We start from the raw sequence: 12420 nt of genomic DNA, 5'->3' as shown, positions 1-12420 counted from the left end.
CACCATGTACGGCCGTCCCGCCCGCCCCGTCCTGTTCGTCGTCGCCCACGGCAGCCGCGATCCGCGGCATGCCGCGACGGTGCGCGCCCTGGTGCGCCGGGTGCGGGAGCAGCGGCCGGGGCTGCGGGTGGAGACGGGCTTCCTCGACTTCAACTCGCCCTCGGTCCCCGAGGTCCTCGAATCCCTGGACGCCGAGGGAGTACGCGACGTGATCGCGCTCCCCCTGCTCCTCACCCGGGCGTTCCACGCGAAGTCGGACATCCCGGCGGTCCTGAGCCAGGCGCCGTCCCGCCTGCGCATCCGGCAGGCGGCGGTGCTCGGCCCCTCGCCCCTGCTCCTGACCGCTCTGGACCAGCGGTTGTACGAGGCGGGGCTCTCCCCCGCCGACAAGTCCTCGACCGGGGTCGTGCTGGCCTCGGCGGGGTCATCGGACCCGGAGGCGATCGCAGTGATCGCTGAAATCGCGCGGGAGTGGCGGCACACCGGTTGGTGCGCCGTGCGGCCTGCGTTCGCCTCCGCATCTCTGCCCCGTACTGAGGACGCCGTACGGGAGCTGCGCGCCCTCGGGGTGCGCAGGGTGGCGGTGGCGCCCTACGTCATCGCGCCCGGTTTCCTGCCGGACCGCATCGAGCGCGGGGCCGCCGAAGCGGACGTCACGGCCCAAGTCCTCGGCCCTTCGGCCGGGTTGGCACGGCTGCTCGTACGGCGCTACGACGAGGCATGTGCCGCAAAAGGTGTGGTCGGGCGGGTGGCGCGGGTTCCCGTGCTGGCCTAGTTTGTGGGTTCATGACCCTCTCCAGATCCCGGACGCTCTGGCTGCGGACCGAGCCCCTGCACGCAGTGATCTACTTCGAGGAGCGCTGCCGCGACCTGGGCAGGGCGCTCGGCCTCAAGGGCTTCTGGATGGGCTATTTCGCGGCCCGCACGGCTCCCATGGGCCCGGTCGAGTCGGGCGCCGCGACGGCCGCGCTCGGTGTCTTCGCCCCCGGCATGGTGGAGCGGGCCCTCCCGTCCGCCTGGCAGTACGTGTCACCGGGCCGGATCGTGGAGGAGCGCGCGGCCTACACGGCGCGGGCCCTGCGCGCGCTGGTGCCGGGCATCGACGACCAGGCCATCGCCCTGTGTCCGCCGCTCGCGGCGATGGTCGAGGACGCCCCGTCGCTCGCCCGCCCGCTGTTCACGGCGAACCGCGACGTGAGCGAGCGCGCCGACCCGGTGCAGCGGCTGTGGCAACTGGTGACCTGTGTGCGGGAGTTCAGGGGCGACGCGCATGTGTCCGCGCTGGCCGACCACGGCCTCGACGCCTGTGAGTCACTGGTGCTCGCCGCCGCCACGGGCCGCGTGGACCCGGACACCATCCGGCACGACCGGGGGTGGGACGAACAGGAGTGGGCGCACGCGGTGGACCGGCTGCGCGGACGCGGCCTGGTGGACGGGGAGGGGCACATCACCGAACGCGGCCGTACGGAGCGTGAGTTGATCGAGGACGCCACGGACCGCCTGTCTGCGCGCCTGCTGCGCCCGCTGGCCGCACGGGACGCGGACACGCTCCTGGCCGCTCTGGAACGCCCGGTGCGGCAGATCCTGGCGGCGGACGTCGTGCCCTTCCCCAACCCGATCGGTCTTCCGCGGCCAGCGGATTAGTCAATCCAGTTGCCGAAGTGCCCCTCCTGCCCCTACCGTCACGCCGATGACCCCCGTTCTCCGTTCCGAGCGTCTGATTCTGTCCCCCTATGTCGCCGCCGACGAGGAACAGTTCGTCTCGCTCCTCCAGGACGAGGCCGTGGGCCGCTGGTTCGGGGACGGAATGCAGAGCGTGGAGCAGACGCACGCGCTGTTCCGCCGGATCTTCGGCCTCGTGTACGCCGAGAACCAGTTCCCGGTCTGGGCGGTGCGGCACGAAGGGCGTTACATCGGCCACGCGGAGATCAAGCCGTCGCCCGAGAGCTGGCTCGACGGTCACGAGATCGTCTACGGCCTGTTCCGGGGCAGCTGGGGCGTGGGCCTCGGCACGGAGCTGGCCCGCCTGCTCACCACGTACGGCCATCAGACCCTGGCCCTGGGCGAGGTGCACGCGACGGTGGACGCGGAGAACACAGCCTCGCTCACCGTCCTCAAGCGCCTCGGCTACACGCAGGGCCGCGCGGTCCCGGAGGACAACGGCCGCACCACGCTCCTGATGACCTCGGTGCTCAGCTGAACCTCTCCTGTGCCCCGGCCACCAGGCCGAGGAGTTCGGTCACCGGCATCGACCCAGCCTCGCGCCGCTCCCGCGCGAACGCGTTCGCCACGGCCTGCAAGGCGTCGTTCACCGGCGTCGGCACTCCGTGCAGGCGGCCGAGCAGCGCGATCTCGCCGTTGAGGTAGTCCGCCTCGATGGTGCCCGTGCCCCGGCTCAGGCTCTGCCAGGACGAGCCGCCGCCGCGTTCCGAGCCGTCGAGGGGCTCCAGGCGGATGCGGTCGCCGCGGGTCTCCTTCTGCTCCTGTTCGCTCACCGCCTCGATGCCGGCGGCGGCGAGCGCCGCCTCGCCCTCCGCGCGGGCCTGCCGGTAGAGCGCGATGGCCTCGTTGTCGCGGAGCACACCCGTGACGGCCTCGATGGAGTTGGCCAGGTTGGCGAGCAGCTTCCCGTACTTCCAGCGCATCACGTCCGCCACGACGGGCGCGAGCAGCCTGGACTTCTCCAGGTCGGCGGAGATGAGGCGGGCGGTGTCGTCCGTGCCCTGCGGGTAGCCGCCGATGTGCAGGATGCCCGTGTAAGGAGCACCTGCCGCGGAGACGGAGCCCGGCTCGACGTGGGTCGCCGGCAGCCAGACGCACACCCCGTAGACCCGCCGGAAGCGGCGCAGCGCGATGCGTTCGCTCTCCACGCCGTTCTGCGCGCAGACCAGCGGGATGGCCTCGCCCGCCGTCGCGCCACCCGCCACCGGCCGCCCGCTCCAGGCATCGACGGCGGCCTCGCAGTCCTGTGTCTTCACGGCGAGGAACAGCACGTCGTCCGCCCTCAACTCACCCAGTTCCGCAGGGCTTTGGATGACAGGAAGCCGGTGCGTCAGCGTCCCTTCGGGCGTCCTGACCCGAAGGCCGCTCTCCCGTACCGCCTCGTAGTGCGCACCCCGCGCGACGAGGACCACGTCATGTCCGCTCTCGGCGAGGCGCCCGCCCACGGTGCCGCCGACCGCTCCTGCTCCGATGATGATGTAGCGCATGGGGCCGAGCTTCGCACATCGCCCCCGGGGAGATCAGGCCTGAGGAGCCTCAGGCTTCGGGCGTCCCGTCCGTGCCGAACGGCGTTCCCTGGTGGAACCAGAGCAGCCACTCGTCCTCGTGCCGCCGCCACAGCGAACTGCGGTGTGCCATACGGCCGTTGCTGTCGGTGTCGAAGGTGAGGTGGACGATGTCGTCGGCGAGCTGGGCTCCCCGCATCCGGGAGGTCATGATCGGGCGGCCCGTCCTGTGCGTGCTCTCGGTCAGGGCCTTGATGATCGAGGCGCGGTCCCAGTGGGTGCCGGAGGTACCGAACTCGGTGAACTCCGGATGCAGCAGCTGCCCGAGCAGTTCGGGCGATGCGCGCACCTCGGGGGCGAGCAGGCGCAGTTCGGCTTCGATGGCCGCCTCCACGGCGGGCGTGCGGTCAGCCACGGTTCTGCTCCTGTGTCAGTTCCACCAGCTTGGAAACGGTGTTCCAGTTGCGGGTGGTCGCGATGACGCCCTTGAACAGGGCGGGTCGGGACAGCACTTCGCCGAGCCTGGAGCGGCCGAGGCCCTCCGGCGCATAGAGGTAGAGCGCGCGGTCGCCGACGCGGAACTCCTCGGGGAGGAAGGCCGACGCGTCGATCGCGTCGAACCGGGACGCGTCGACCGGCTCGGAGAGGTACGTGACGTGCAGCTGCTTGCCTTCGAGTGAGGCCGCGGGGAAGGGGCAGGCGTCGGCGACCGCCTTCAAGTAGGCGCCGTCGCGCACCAGGACGTCCACGGTGAACCCGAAGTGCCGCTCGATGGCCTCGCTGATCCGCGCGGCCAGCGTGTTCTCGTCGCCGGCCGCGCAGGTGAAGACCGCGTTGCCGCTCTGCAGATGGGTGCGCACGTCGCCGAGTCCGAGCCCGTCGAGCAGCGTGCGCAATTGAGCCATCGGCACTTTCCTGCTGCCGCCCACGTTGATGCCGCGGAGAAGAGCCGCGTATGCCTTGACCGTCATCCGCACACCATAAGACGGCCGCCGCGCCCCGTGGGGGTGGGCGCGACGGCCGTCGGTTCTGTGGGTGTCACTCGAGGGAGTAACGAGAGGGCGAGAGGGCGCTTACTCGACGACCTTGAGCAGCTTGTTGGGCGTGCCCTCGCTCGGGTTGGAGATCTTGTCCGGCGTGGCGCCGTCGGTCAGCGCCTTGGCGACCGCGTCCGGCTTGGCGTCCGGGTGGGCCGCGACGTAGATGGCCGCGGCGCCCACGACGTGCGGGGTCGCCATCGACGTACCGGAGATGGTGTTGGTGGCGTCGTCGCCGGTGTTCCAGGCGGACGTGATGTCCGAGCCCGGGGCGTAGATGTCCACGACCGAGCCGAAGTTGGAGAAGTCCGACTGCTCGTCGTCCTTGGTGGAGGAGGCGACGGTGATGGCCTCCTTCACACGGGACGGGGATCCCTGGCCGGCGTCCGACGACTCGTTGCCGGCCGCGACCGCGAAGGTGACGCCGGAGGCGATCGCCTTCTGGACCGCCGCGTCGAGCGCCTCGTCGGCGCCGCCGCCCAGGCTCATGTTGGCGACCGAGGGGCCCTGGTGGTTCTTGGTGACCCAGTCGATGCCCGCGACGACCTGCTCGGTGGTGCCGGAGCCCTGGTCGTCCAGGACGCGGACCGCGACGATCTTCGCCTTCTTGGCGAGTCCGTGCGCCTCACCGGCGATGGTGCCGGCGACGTGCGTGCCGTGGCCGTTGCCGTCGTCCGCGTTGTCATCGTTGTCGATGGCGTCGAAGCCGGATGTGGCGCGGCCGCCGAAGTCCTTGTGGCTGACGCGGACACCGGTGTCGATGACGTACGCCGTGGCGCCCTCACCGGCGGCGTCCGGGTACGTGTACTTCTTGTCGCCCGCGGTGTCCGCCTGGTCGACGCGGTCCAGGCCCCACGACGGCGGGTTGTCCTGCGTGGCGTCGATGGTGAACTTCTTGGACTGGACGACCTTGCCGACGGCCGGGTCGGCGGCCAGGCGCTTGGCCTCGGTCTCGCTGAGGCTCTTGGCCGAGAAGCCGTTGATCGCGGACGAGTAGTTCCGCTTCAGCTGGCCGCCGTACTCCTCGGCCAGGTCGGACTTTGCGCCCTTGTCGGCCTTCTCGTCGAGCATGACGATGTAGCTGCCGGAGACGGCACCCTTGGCATCGGCTCCGTACACCTTGCCCTCGGCGGGGGTTGCCGCGCCGGCGAACGAGGTGGCGAAGACGGTGACGCCGACTGCGGTGGCCGTGGCGGCTATCGCCGAGACGAGCTTCACCGAGCGTGCACGCTTGTGAGTTGCCATGAAGAGGGGTCTCCTCGTGGTGATGTGGGGGGATGTGGGGGGTTTCAAAACTTCACTGCGACGTCCCCTGAGATCCGGAAGATCTCCGGGCGTTGGGACGAAACCATGTCTGATTGACGCGCGCAGATCAATACCTACATACACCTGTGACTTGTTCAACAAGCTTCTGTAATAACAAAACGGGCCCCCGGCGGCAGAACGGACACCGTGGGGCCGCATCCCTCAAGTCCTCATAGATGTAAGGGGCTTGTGACGCACGTCGAGCGCCGGAGAGGCTGGACGTACCCAGCCTGTCCGGCGCTCGATGACGAACTCGGTGATACTCGCCTACGCCGCGGCGATCAGTTTGCGCTCCTCGAAGGAGTCGATCGTCCGCGTGAAGTCCCGCGTCGAGAGCAGCAGCTTGTAGATGATCGCCAGCTCGAAGACGAGGAGCAGGGCGCCGGAGACGATCGTCGCCGGGAGCACCACGTCGAACAGCGGGCCGATCATGAAGACGCCCATCTGGAACTCGATCCCGCTCACCAGGTGTGTACGGATCCGGTGCCGCAGCAGGAAGGAACGCGCCCGCAGATACGCGGGGAACTTGCCCCTGAACTCCTGGTGCAGGTCGATGACCTGGCGCTTGGGCGCGGGCGCCTCAGGGGACTCCGGGACCCCCTGCTCCGACTGCGCCTTCTGCATGTCCTGCTCGATGTCCGCCTCCGGGTTGTCCCGGAGCAGGTCCTCCATGAACGCCAGCTCGGCTTCGTTCTCGGCCCGGCGAGCCGCCCTCATGCGGACCTTGATCTGCTTGCGCATCGTGTGCCGGATCTTGAAGATCTCGAGCCCGTTGATGTAGCGCAGCGTGTCGAGGGCGACCACGGCGACCGCGGCCCAGATGTAGAAGGCGTCCCCGGTGCGGTGGAACTGGCCGCCCATCAGGGCCACCGCACACGCCATCACGCGGATGCGGTCGAAGACGAAGTCGAGCCACGCGCCGAAGACCGAACCGGTGCCGGTGAGGCGGGCGACCTTGCCGTCCATGCAGTCGAGGACGAAGCTGAAGTGGTAGACGACGGCGCCGGCGACGAGCCACTGCCAGTCACCCAGCGCGAAGAACCCCGCGGAGACGAGCCCCAGCAAGAACGCGCCCCACGTGATCTGATTGGGCGTGATTCTGGTCCGCATCGCCGTCCACCGCACGAGCGGCGTGGCGACCGGATCGACCAGGATCACGGTCCACCACGCGTCGCGCTTCTTCTGGGTGATGCGGCGCACCTCGGCGAGGGGCGGTATGTCTCGTCGCATGGGGGTCAACTTCCTGGCGTTCGCGGAACGTTCACCTCACGCTAAGAAGGTATTGGTTCAAGGAACAAGAACCTGAGTGTGCAACCTTTGGCCGGGGGTAACGGTCAACCTTTCAGGACGAGTCAATACCCATGCCAGAACCAGTCTGCGTTACCTGAGCGTTATGGAATGACCGGGGCGTTACAGAAACGCTTCACGGAGCGTTACGCCCCGATGGAACCGAAGCCACATGCGGCCCGCCGCGGACATCACGCCCCGCCCCGCCCGGCCTTCGCGAGCTCCTCCTCGATCAGATCCGCCGCCCTCTTCGTGCCGCCCTCCCCCGCCATCCCCGCCCGAACCTCCGCGAGACGGCGTGCCACCTCCGGGTCGTCGACCAGGCCGAGCACCGCGTCCCGCAGCGTCCGCGCGGTGGCCTCCTCCATCGGTACGTGCCGGGCGACCCCGAGCCCCTGGAGCATGTCCGCGTTGCCGAACTGGTCGACGGCCTGCGGCACCGCGACCATCGGCGTCCCGGTGGCGAGCCCCTCCTGGCTGCCGCCCGCTCCGGCGTGTGTGATGAAGGCGTCGGCCTGCCTGAGGACCGCGAGCTGCGGCACCCACTGGTGGACCTCCACGTTCCCGGGGATGTCCCCCAGTTCGCCCGCCTCGACGTGCTTGCCGACCTGGAGCACCACATGCCACCCGGGCAGGTTCCCGAACGCCTCGATGCAGGCGCGGTAGAAGCCGGGCTGCTTGGTGAAGGACGAGCCGAGCGAGACGAGCAGCACCTTCTCCGCACCGGCGGGACGCCGCCAGTCGCCCTGCGCCGAACGGTCGCCCTGGCAGGCGCCGACGAAGGTGTGCACCGTCTCGTCGACCCGGTCGGCGTTCGGCTGGAACACCTTGGGGATCAGGACGAGCGAGCGCGGCGGGCGGCCGACGAAGGGATCGGGGTGCTGGGTGATCCCGTTCTCTTCCAGCCAGGCGTGGAAGCGCGCGTAGTAGGCCTGACCGCGCTCGGTCTGCTTCAGCTCGGCGTACATCGGCTCGGCGACCTCTTCCTCGTACCCGTCCCAGGCGACCAGGTTCGGCGAGAGCGAGATCTCGGGCACGCCCCAGCGGCGGGCGAGCACGCGCGCGGGGTAGGAGGTGATGTCGTGCAGGACGAGGTCCGGTTCGTCACCCTCGTACGCCGCCGCCAGCTGCGGCAGTGTCTCGATCGCCTCGGTGAGGAACGGCTCGATGTTGTCGATCAGTTCGGTCCCCCAGGCCTCGGGGTCGTCGTCAGGACCCGGCAGCGTCGTCTCGAAGAGGACGGGCTCGGCGCCGGTCTCGGCGACCTTCTCGGCGAAGAGGTGCGGGATCGCGTACGTGACACGGTGGCCGCGGGCGACGAGCTCGCGGATCACTTCGAGGCTCGGGTTGACGTGCCCGTGCGCGGCGATCGAGAACATGGCGATATGGGCAGGCTGGCGTGAGGTCATGCCCCTGACCTTAAGCGAGACGAGACGTCTCGTGCAACCTTTCGCGCCACCCACTTCACCCCGAGGCCCTACTCGACGGCCAGGCCACTGCGCGACGCGGCGTCGTTGTAGCGCAGCAGACACTCGGCGAACTTCTCCAGATCCGGCTCGCCCCACTCCGCGAGACGCTCCCGGAAGGCGACCCTGCGCGCGTCCGTGACCTGCGCGAGCACCTCGATCCCCCGGTCGGTGAGGTGCAGCACGTGCACCCGGTGATCGGTCGGATCGAGCCGCCGCTCCACGAGGCCGGACTTCTCCAGCGCGCCCACCTGCCTGCTGATCGTCGACTTGTCCAGCGTGTAGTGCGCCGCGAGGTCCGTGGCCCGGCATCCGCCCTGGTACTCGAGGTGGCTCAGGAGCGTGTACGACACGAGCGAAAGCTCGGGGTGCATCCGCGCGGCGGTGGCGCGGGCCCGCCGGGCGAACGCCGTCATCTCCCGCTGAATGATCTCGATGGACCCGTCCCGGTCGGACCCGTGTCGGTCGGTCACGATTTCTCCCTCTCCGCGAATGGTTGTACAGTACAACACCGAGAGTGAGTGTATAAGCCAACTACCGCGAGAGGTCTCCCGATGACCGCCACCTCGGCGCCCGCCCACAAGGCATCAGCCGGCCCGGCAACCGCCTCCGGACCACTCCGCCACGTCCTCCTCCACCTGCTCACACCCCTGCTGATGTGCCTCGGCATGGGTCTCGCCTACATGGGCGCGTTCGTCACTCCGGAGCCGCACGACCTGCCGATCGCCGTCGTCGGATCGGGCGAGCAGACGCAGACCCTCGCGCAGACCGTCAAGGACAAGGCGGGCGACGCCCTCGACGTGCGGACCGTCGGCTCCCGCGCCCAGGCGGTCGACGAGCTCAAGTCGATGGACATATCGGGGGCCTACCTCCCCGACGCCAAGACCCCCGAGGTGATCGTGGCCACCGCGGGCTCCGACATGAGCGCCATGGCGGTCGAGAAGATCTTCACGCCCGTCGCGGCGCAGCAGGGCGTACCCCTGAAGGTCACGGACGTGGCGGGCACGGTCGACGACGACCCCACGGGGCAGGGCCTGTTCTTCCTGCTCGTCGCGTTGAGCATCGGCTCGTACGCGTCGGTGGCGGCGCTCGGCGCGGCGGGGGCCGGGATGCGGATGCGGGCCCGGGCGGGGCTCGCGCTCGGCGTCTCGTTCGCCGTGAGCCTGATCGGCGCGGCGCTCGCCGGGCCCGTCTTCCACCTGGTGCACCAGGGCCTGTGGGGCGTGTGGGCCATGGCGTGGCTGTACTCGGCCGGCATCCTCCTCATCGGCGTCGGGCTGCACACGTTCCTGAAGCGCTGGACGACGCTGACGATGATGGTCCTCTTCGTGATGCTCAACTTCACGTCCTCCGGCGGTCTTTTCAGGCCGGAACTCCAAAACGGCTTCTTCGGCTCGCTGCACGCCTTCTGGAACGGCGCCGGATTCGTCGAGGGCATCCGCAGCCACCTCTACTTCGGCGGCCACGAACTGGGCGGCCATGTCTGGACGTTGGCGGCATGGCTGCTCGTCGGCCTGGTGATCACCGGCATCGCGGCGCTCTGGGAGCGGCGGCTGCGGCCGGCGGTGGCCGCGTCGGGCGGCAGCGCCGGGCAGGAAAGCGCCAGGCAGGAACAGGAAGAGGAGATGGAGGAGTCCGTAGCGGTGTGACGGTGGCAGCCGTGGCCCCCACCCGTGTGGGTGGGGGCCACGGCTGTCATCGCGCCGACCGATGTGCCTACCGGGGTTCGGAGTACACCGCGTAGGGCTGGTACTGCTCGGGAGCGGACGGCGGTCCCTCCGGTGTGTGGTGGCGGCCCTGGGTCCGGCTCGGCCTGCGCGGCCACCACAGCCCACGGCCGAGGAGCGCCGCGAGCGCGGGCACCAGGACGAGGGAGAGCACGAGCGAGGACAGGAGGATCCCAAGCCCCGTGGCAAAGCCGATCTCCTGGGTGGAGGGGCTCGCGGCCAGGCTCGCGAAGGAACCGGCGAGCACGATTCCGGCCGTGGCGACGGCGGGCGCGGTGTGGCGGACCGCCTCGGCCACCGCGTGCCGCGCCGGTACTGGTTTCTCCATCTCCTCCCTGATCCGGTCGGTGATCAGGATGTTGTAGTCGGTGCCGAGGGCGACGACGAAGAGGAAGAGCACCAGAGGCAACGTGAACGACACCCCGGGACGGTCGAGGCCGTGCTGGAAGAACAGCGTGCTCGCGCCGAGGGTGGCCAGGAACCCGAGCCCGACGGCGATCATCAGCACGACCGGTGCGAGCAGGGAGCGCAGCAGCAGGAAGAGGATCACCGCGATCAGCAGGGCCGCGACCGGGAACACCAGGCGCAGGTCCTTCTCCACGGCCGTCGAGATGTCGGCGAAGACGGCGGCCGTTCCCGTGACGTACGCCTTGGTGCCCTGCGGAGCGGTTCGCGCGGCCGTGTCCCTGACGGGCCCGGAGACCAGGTCGCGCGCCTTCTGCGTATCGGACTTGACGCTCAGGAACAGATCGACCCGCGCGGCCGTCCGGTCCTTGTCGAGCACCGGTTCGCCCACCTCGCCGACGCCCTCGGCCTCGGCGAGGGCGCGGGTCATGCCGGCGAGCGAACTCTCCTTGATGGCACCGCCGTCGGTGCTCCGTACGTACACGCTGTGCGGGTCGGACACACCCGCGGGCAGGCTTCGGGAGATCTGCTCCGCGGTCCTGACGGCGGCGGTCTCGTGCAGGCCCTGCTGGTCGTAGCTCATCTTCATGCCGATCGCGCCGGCGCCGAGGGCACCGAGCAGCACCAGGCTGCCCAGGGCGTACCGCACCGGCCGGGCGCTCACCGCGTGCCCCAGGCGTGCGCTGATCCCGCCGGTGCGCTCCTTCTTCCAGGCGCGGGCGGGCCAGAACATGCCGCGGCCGAGCAGGGCCAGGAGGGCGGGCATGAGCGTGAGGCTCGCGAGGAGCATCACGAGTACGGAGATCGCGATCGCGGGGCCGAGAACCCGGAACTGCCCGAAGCTAGCGAGGCCGAGGGTGGCGAAGGCCGCCACGATCGTCAGGGCCGCGGACGTGATCGCACTGCCCACGCGCGCTGTCGTCTCGGCCGCGGCCGTCCGGGCGTTCTGCTCGGGATGGTTCCGCAGCTGCTCCCGGAACCGGAACATCAGGAAGAGGAAGTAGTCGATTCCGATTCCCAGGAGTACGACACCGATCAGCGAGGGGGTGGACGGGTCGAGGCTGATGCCGAGGAGTTTCGCCGCACCCACCACCGCTCCCGAGGCGACCCCGCCGATCAGCGCGACCGCGATCAACGGCACGAAAGCGGCCGCAGGACTGCGGAACACCAGCACGTTCAGGAGGACGATGAGGCCCATCGTCAGATTGCCGACGACTTTCCCCGTGGGCTCCTCGGCCTCCGTGTTGTCGACCGTGGAGGCTATGCCGCCCGTGAATCCCACCCGCAGGTCGGCGGCGGCGAATTCGCCCTTCGCGCCGTCACGGAATTTCTTGTAGACGTCCTGCAAACCGGGGTCATCGGGGTTTCCCGAGAACGACACCGTCAGCAGTCGGAACGTCTTGTCCGGGGCCACGGCGCCCGGCGAAACCCGCGGCGTCTGGGAGTGGTCCTTCATGAGCGGTTCGGGTTTCGGCGCGGCGATCCGCTCCCGGCCAAGGCCCTTGGCGGTGGCGGCGATCCGCCGCTGGTCACCGGCCGTGAGCTTGCCGCCGTCGTCCCTGGCGACGAGCACGGTCAGGGCGTTGGGGTCGGGCTTGGTGCCGAATTCGTCCTCGGCTATACGCAGTGCCACCGCCGAGTCGTACTTCTTGGGCAGGAAATCCCCGGCCTGGGAATCGGTGACGTCGTACATCATCGCTTTCCCCACGAACGACAATGCCGCTCCGAGGATGGTCCAGACGACGATCGTCATCCATCGATGCCGGGTGGAGAAAGAGGTCAGCTTGCGAATCATGCCAACAGGTCATCACGCGGGGCCCCTTGTGAGCGTCGGCCGCCGGAAGGGGACGCGTCCGTGACCCTGGTCCGGTACTTCGTCGCGGGCAGTACTCCAGTACTGGATGGAACAACCGCCCCCGCGCCGATTCCCGGCCCGGTCGGCCGGGATGTAATGGTGCGCAAAGAC

Annotated in this window: 11 protein-coding genes and 1 pseudogene; 4 read left to right on the top strand and 8 right to left on the bottom strand. The window is 69.6% G+C overall.

Annotated features, from left to right (window positions below; translation table 11 throughout):
* Window positions 1–4: 4 nt before the first annotated feature.
* Genes ACZ5WE_RS31430 through ACZ5WE_RS31420 form a run of 3 tightly spaced genes read left to right on the top strand, consistent with a single transcriptional unit; the run spans window position 5 to window position 2200 of the window.
* Window positions 5–775, top strand: a complete 771-nt coding sequence (locus ACZ5WE_RS31430) for a sirohydrochlorin chelatase (RefSeq protein ID WP_467688064.1) — start codon at window positions 5–7, stop codon at window positions 773–775.
* Window positions 776–786: 11 nt separating this feature from the next.
* A complete protein-coding gene (locus ACZ5WE_RS31425) occupies window positions 787–1644 on the top strand; it encodes an SCO6745 family protein (protein ID WP_467688066.1) in 858 nt (285 codons plus the stop codon).
* Window positions 1645–1690: 46 nt separating this feature from the next.
* Entirely contained in the window at window positions 1691–2200 is a 510-nt protein-coding gene (locus ACZ5WE_RS31420) for a GNAT family N-acetyltransferase (RefSeq protein WP_467688068.1), read from the top strand.
* Here the strand turns inward: ACZ5WE_RS31420 and ACZ5WE_RS31415 are convergent.
* From ACZ5WE_RS31415 to ACZ5WE_RS31385, 7 genes and pseudogenes are all read right to left on the bottom strand, one after another.
* On the bottom strand, window positions 2193–3209 hold the full coding sequence (locus ACZ5WE_RS31415) for a ketopantoate reductase family protein (protein ID WP_467688070.1): 1017 nt from the start codon (window positions 3207–3209) through the stop codon (window positions 2193–2195). The two genes, ACZ5WE_RS31420 and ACZ5WE_RS31415, sit on opposite strands and share 8 nt — an antisense overlap.
* 49 nt (window positions 3210–3258) lie before the next feature.
* Entirely contained in the window at window positions 3259–3642 is a 384-nt protein-coding gene (locus ACZ5WE_RS31410) for a nuclear transport factor 2 family protein (protein ID WP_467688071.1), read from the bottom strand.
* Window positions 3635–4198 carry a DUF1697 domain-containing protein gene (locus ACZ5WE_RS31405; RefSeq protein ID WP_467688073.1) on the bottom strand — a complete coding sequence of 188 codons (564 nt, stop codon included), beginning with the start codon at window positions 4196–4198 and terminating at the stop codon, window positions 3635–3637. Before ACZ5WE_RS31405 ends, ACZ5WE_RS31410 begins: the two co-directional genes overlap by 8 nt.
* A gap of 102 nt (window positions 4199–4300) precedes the next feature.
* Window positions 4301–5509 carry a S8 family peptidase gene (locus ACZ5WE_RS31400; RefSeq protein ID WP_467688075.1) on the bottom strand — a complete coding sequence of 403 codons (1209 nt, stop codon included), beginning with the start codon at window positions 5507–5509 and terminating at the stop codon, window positions 4301–4303.
* 327 nt (window positions 5510–5836) lie between these two features.
* A complete protein-coding gene (locus ACZ5WE_RS31395; RefSeq protein ID WP_467688077.1) occupies window positions 5837–6799 on the bottom strand; it encodes a CDP-alcohol phosphatidyltransferase family protein in 963 nt (320 codons plus the stop codon).
* 248 nt (window positions 6800–7047) lie between these two features.
* Window positions 7048–8302: pseudogene (mgt, locus tag ACZ5WE_RS31390) on the bottom strand (macrolide-inactivating glycosyltransferase).
* 31 nt (window positions 8303–8333) lie between these two features.
* Window positions 8334–8738 carry a MarR family winged helix-turn-helix transcriptional regulator gene (locus tag ACZ5WE_RS31385; protein WP_467688561.1) on the bottom strand — a complete coding sequence of 135 codons (405 nt, stop codon included), beginning with the start codon at window positions 8736–8738 and terminating at the stop codon, window positions 8334–8336.
* A 138-nt stretch (window positions 8739–8876) separates the two neighbouring features.
* On the opposite strand from ACZ5WE_RS31385, the gene ACZ5WE_RS31380 reads away from it, so the two are divergent.
* Window positions 8877–9971, top strand: a complete 1095-nt coding sequence (locus ACZ5WE_RS31380) for an ABC-2 transporter permease (RefSeq protein ID WP_467688079.1) — start codon at window positions 8877–8879, stop codon at window positions 9969–9971.
* Between the two features lie 67 nt (window positions 9972–10038).
* On the opposite strand, the gene ACZ5WE_RS31375 is transcribed toward ACZ5WE_RS31380, so the two are convergent.
* Complete coding sequence (locus ACZ5WE_RS31375) at window positions 10039–12249, bottom strand: MMPL family transporter (protein ID WP_467688081.1); 2211 nt, start codon at window positions 12247–12249, stop codon at window positions 10039–10041.
* Between the last annotated feature and the right edge of the window lie 171 nt (window positions 12250–12420).

It is taken from the genome of Streptomyces sp. NPDC033180 (assembly GCF_055577645.1).
This window is presented reverse-complemented; position numbering and strand designations above follow the sequence as displayed.

Coding starts and splice junctions, on each gene's coding strand:
- ACZ5WE_RS31430 (WP_467688064.1), top strand. CDS start 5: ATGTACGGCCGTCCCGCCCGCCCCGTCCTGTTCGTCGTCGCCCACGGC.
- ACZ5WE_RS31425 (WP_467688066.1), top strand. CDS start 787: ATGACCCTCTCCAGATCCCGGACGCTCTGGCTGCGGACCGAGCCCCTG.
- ACZ5WE_RS31420 (WP_467688068.1), top strand. CDS start 1,691: ATGACCCCCGTTCTCCGTTCCGAGCGTCTGATTCTGTCCCCCTATGTC.
- ACZ5WE_RS31415 (WP_467688070.1), bottom strand. CDS start 3,209: ATGCGCTACATCATCATCGGAGCAGGAGCGGTCGGCGGCACCGTGGGC.
- ACZ5WE_RS31405 (WP_467688073.1), bottom strand. CDS start 4,198: ATGACGGTCAAGGCATACGCGGCTCTTCTCCGCGGCATCAACGTGGGC.
- ACZ5WE_RS31400 (WP_467688075.1), bottom strand. CDS start 5,509: ATGGCAACTCACAAGCGTGCACGCTCGGTGAAGCTCGTCTCGGCGATA.
- ACZ5WE_RS31395 (WP_467688077.1), bottom strand. CDS start 6,799: ATGCGACGAGACATACCGCCCCTCGCCGAGGTGCGCCGCATCACCCAG.
- ACZ5WE_RS31385 (WP_467688561.1), bottom strand. CDS start 8,738: ATGACGGCGTTCGCCCGGCGGGCCCGCGCCACCGCCGCGCGGATGCAC.
- ACZ5WE_RS31380 (WP_467688079.1), top strand. CDS start 8,877: ATGACCGCCACCTCGGCGCCCGCCCACAAGGCATCAGCCGGCCCGGCA.
- ACZ5WE_RS31375 (WP_467688081.1), bottom strand. CDS start 12,249: ATGATTCGCAAGCTGACCTCTTTCTCCACCCGGCATCGATGGATGACG.